Annotated in this window: 2 protein-coding genes; both read right to left on the bottom strand. The window is 22.6% G+C overall.

Annotated features, from left to right (window positions below; translation table 11 throughout):
• Window positions 1-35 precede the first annotated feature (35 nt).
• Window positions 36-2,852, bottom strand: coding sequence for a zincin-like metallopeptidase domain-containing protein (locus ABNK64_RS10930; protein ID WP_349764403.1), 2,817 nt, complete (start codon window positions 2,850-2,852; stop codon window positions 36-38).
• A 33-nt stretch (window positions 2,853-2,885) separates the two neighbouring features.
• The gene (locus ABNK64_RS10925; RefSeq protein WP_349764402.1) at window positions 2,886-3,287 is read right to left on the bottom strand and encodes a hypothetical protein; all 402 of its coding nucleotides are present in this window, start codon (window positions 3,285-3,287) and stop codon (window positions 2,886-2,888) included.
• Window positions 3,288-3,369 lie beyond the last annotated feature (82 nt).

The raw sequence follows: 3,369 nt of genomic DNA, 5'->3' as shown, positions 1-3,369 counted from the left end.
TTACAATGGATTTTTTTATTTAAAACAGTAACTTTTTAAACGACAACTTCTTCATTTTTATTATACATCAAACAATTGAAAGGAACATTTCCATTTAAATATTCAATTTCTCTTAATTTTTCTCCTGATTCATAATTCCAAATCCAATTACCTTCTCTTTTTCCATCAAGATATTGTCCTTCTTTTTTTATTATTCCATTTTCATAATATTCTTTATATTGACCTTCAGCTTTACTATTTGTAAAGTTTAATTCTGATTTTATCCTTCCATTTTCATAGTATTCTTTTCTTAAACCAGTTAATTCATTATTAGAATAATGTTCTTCTATAATTGGAGTATAACCTTTATGTCCAAGAAAGATAATAGTTCTATCTCCTTCTAAAATTCCATCAAGATATTTTTCTTTAGTTAGATAATTTCCATCTTGTGTATATTGATTTTTAAAAATAATTTCACTTCCATCATTTGAATAACTATAATCTTCTGATGATAATTTTTCTCCTGTTTCATAGTATTTATTAACTGTTCCTAGTTTTGTTCCATTTAAATATTCTCCTGTTTCAGCTAATAATCCATTAGAATAGAAAATATTATATTTTCCTTCTAAATTATTATCTTTATAATTGTAAATTTTAAAATAAGTATCATCTTTTTCAATCCATAGACCTTGTTTTAATCCATTTTCATCTGTTAAATTTTGAGGATTAAAATTTTCAGGCTCAAATTTACAAGAAATAATTTCACAATTTTTATTATATTCTTCAACTAATCCTGTAAATTTATTGTTATAAAATGTTTTTGAAGAAGTTAATTGATTATCTTCATTAAAAAAATTATGATAACCTAATCCATCATTAGGAATATTTATATATTCAGAAATATAATAAGTGGAATCTTCTTTTTGAGTATATACATATAAAGGAGTTTTTAAAGTTCCATTTTCATAATAACCAACATTATAAGAATTTTCATTAATTTGTTCTTTATAAAATCCTTCTTTTTCATCAGTATATAAATTGTTAATATTTTCTGAATAAGTTTTTAACATTTTTTGAAATTCAGAAGATTTCTCTTCTTTTTCAAAGCTTAAATAAGGATATAAATAATAATTAAAAAAATGGTTTATATCTTTTTTTTCTGTTTGAGATGGATTTTCTGCTATTCTATCTCCTAAATCCATTCTATCTGAAAAAATAATCTCATTATCATAAGATATATTTATTCTAGTTTTGTAATATCCTTCTGTTTCTTTAAGAGTTTGTTCTTTTTGAAAAAGTTCATTTAATAATTTAACTGCTTCTTTTCCATTGTATTCAGTATTTTCAAGGAAAATTCCTCCAAATTCTGAATAACTTAATTTTATAGATAATTTATCAATATCTTTTGAATTATCTAAATTTTTATTTAAATCAGGATATTCATTTAAATATTTTTTTTCATTAATTTGAAAATCTTTTATACAATTTGAAATTTCTTCTTTCAAAGAGTTAGCACTTTCTATAATTTCTTCTTTTGTATAATTTTTTCCTAATTTTTTATAATCTTTTACATAAGAATCTGTCATTGTTAATAATGAATCAGGAAAAGAATCTAATCTATATTTTAAAGCTTCTGATACTTGCTCCCTTTTTCCAAACTCTCCATCTCCCAAATCTATTCTTATTTTATTTGTATTATAATCTCCGTATTTAAAAGTCATATATAATTTTGAATATGAAATATATTTATCTTCTTCTGATATATTTTCTCTTTTTTCAGTTAATTCTTTATCAAATTTTACAACTTCATTTAGAAATTTATAGGCTTCTATACCTTTTAAAGTTGTTTCTTCAGGAATATTAAACTCTTTTTCTGAATAGTGATAAATTACTTCCAATTTATCAAATAAATTTTCTTTTTTTTCAGTTTCTTTATTTAATTCAATATTATTTTCTTTTAAATATTCAAGATAGTTATTATATAATAAGTCACTTGCTTTTTGAGATTCATTAATAGCACGATAAAATTCTTGATAATCATTTTTTAGAACAGATACCCATGATTTTAAATAACCTGCATGATTATTTAAATGTTCTCCTTTTAGCTCTATTCCTAAATCAGATTGAATAAACATAGATGTTAATTCTGCTGTTAGTTCTTCACGAGCATATGCTTGATTTCCAAATTTACCAAATTGTCTATTTAAACGAGAAGGGTGTCCAGTACTATGTCCCATTTCGTGCAAAGTGGTACTCAAAAATGATAATTCATCTTTGAAATATTCTTTAGGAGGTAAAATAATTTTATCTTCATTTAATGAATAATAAGCTCTATCTTGTAAAACTTCTATAATTGGACATTCAGAAGAATTTATAAAATTATTAGCTATTTCAAAAGTTTGTTCTGTTGTTTTAATATTTTTTTCATATGGAGGAATACCATGAATATCTTTTGCATTAAAAACAACAAAATAACTAGCAATAGGTCTACTTCTTTCTACTTCTTTTTTTATTATTTCTTCTTTTCCTTCTGCATTAATTATTTTTTCTTCTTTTAATTCTGTAAAAATCCATTTTTCACATTTAACTCCTTTAGCTCCTTTTTTAACTGTCCAACCTTTTTCTTTAGCCTGACTATATGTAAGCCATCTTGGGTCATCTAAATTTCTACTAACTGCTTCTCTTCCAAGAATTAATCTATTAATTCCATTATATTTAGCCCCTGAAACAGGGTTTTGAGGTCTTAATAACTCTCTATTCCAATCATATGAAAACATAGCTTGATTTTCTTCTATTGACTTTATAATATCATCTACAATTTTTTTTCTATTTTCCATTAAAATATCATTTACATTTATTTTTTTTCCTTCCACTTTTATATTCTCATTATAGCGAAACTCATTATATCAGCTCCTTTCCTCTCTTACCCTCTCCACAAATATATAATTAATATTTATATTAATTTTTATTTTTAAATTATTATCTTTTTTAAATGAAAGAATATTTTTTTGAATCCATTTATTTAAGTTTTCAGATATTTCTAAAAACTCTAAATCTAGGAAATTAGACAATTCAATTTTCTCTTGAATATTATTATCTTCATAAGCTTTTGCTTCTAATTCATCTTTTAAATTAAAGTTAAAAGGTTTGTTTTTAATTCCATTACAATATCTTGGAATTACTGAATTATTATCAATTTCTAATGAATCTATCAATACATAAATATCTGCAAAATAATATTTATTATCAATAAATAAAAAATTTTCTTTATAATCTACTAAGTCAATAACTACTATTTTTTCTTTCATTATTTCTTGTATGATATAAATATAAAACTTATACCATACTCCTCCTTTCCAATTGATTATATTTTTAGTTTTATATTATAAT

This window comes from Fusobacterium sp. SYSU M8D902, from assembly GCF_040199715.1.
In the GTDB taxonomy this organism is placed as follows: Bacteria; Fusobacteriota; Fusobacteriia; order Fusobacteriales; family Fusobacteriaceae; genus Fusobacterium_A.
Note: the sequence above shows the minus strand (reverse complement) of the source record. Positions and strands in the feature narration are given on the sequence as shown.

Bases quoted from the DNA above. Each gene is read 5' to 3' on its own strand.
- ABNK64_RS10925 (WP_349764402.1), bottom strand. From the start codon at position 3,287: ATGAAAGAAAAAATAGTAGTTATTGACTTAGTAGATTATAAAGAAAAT.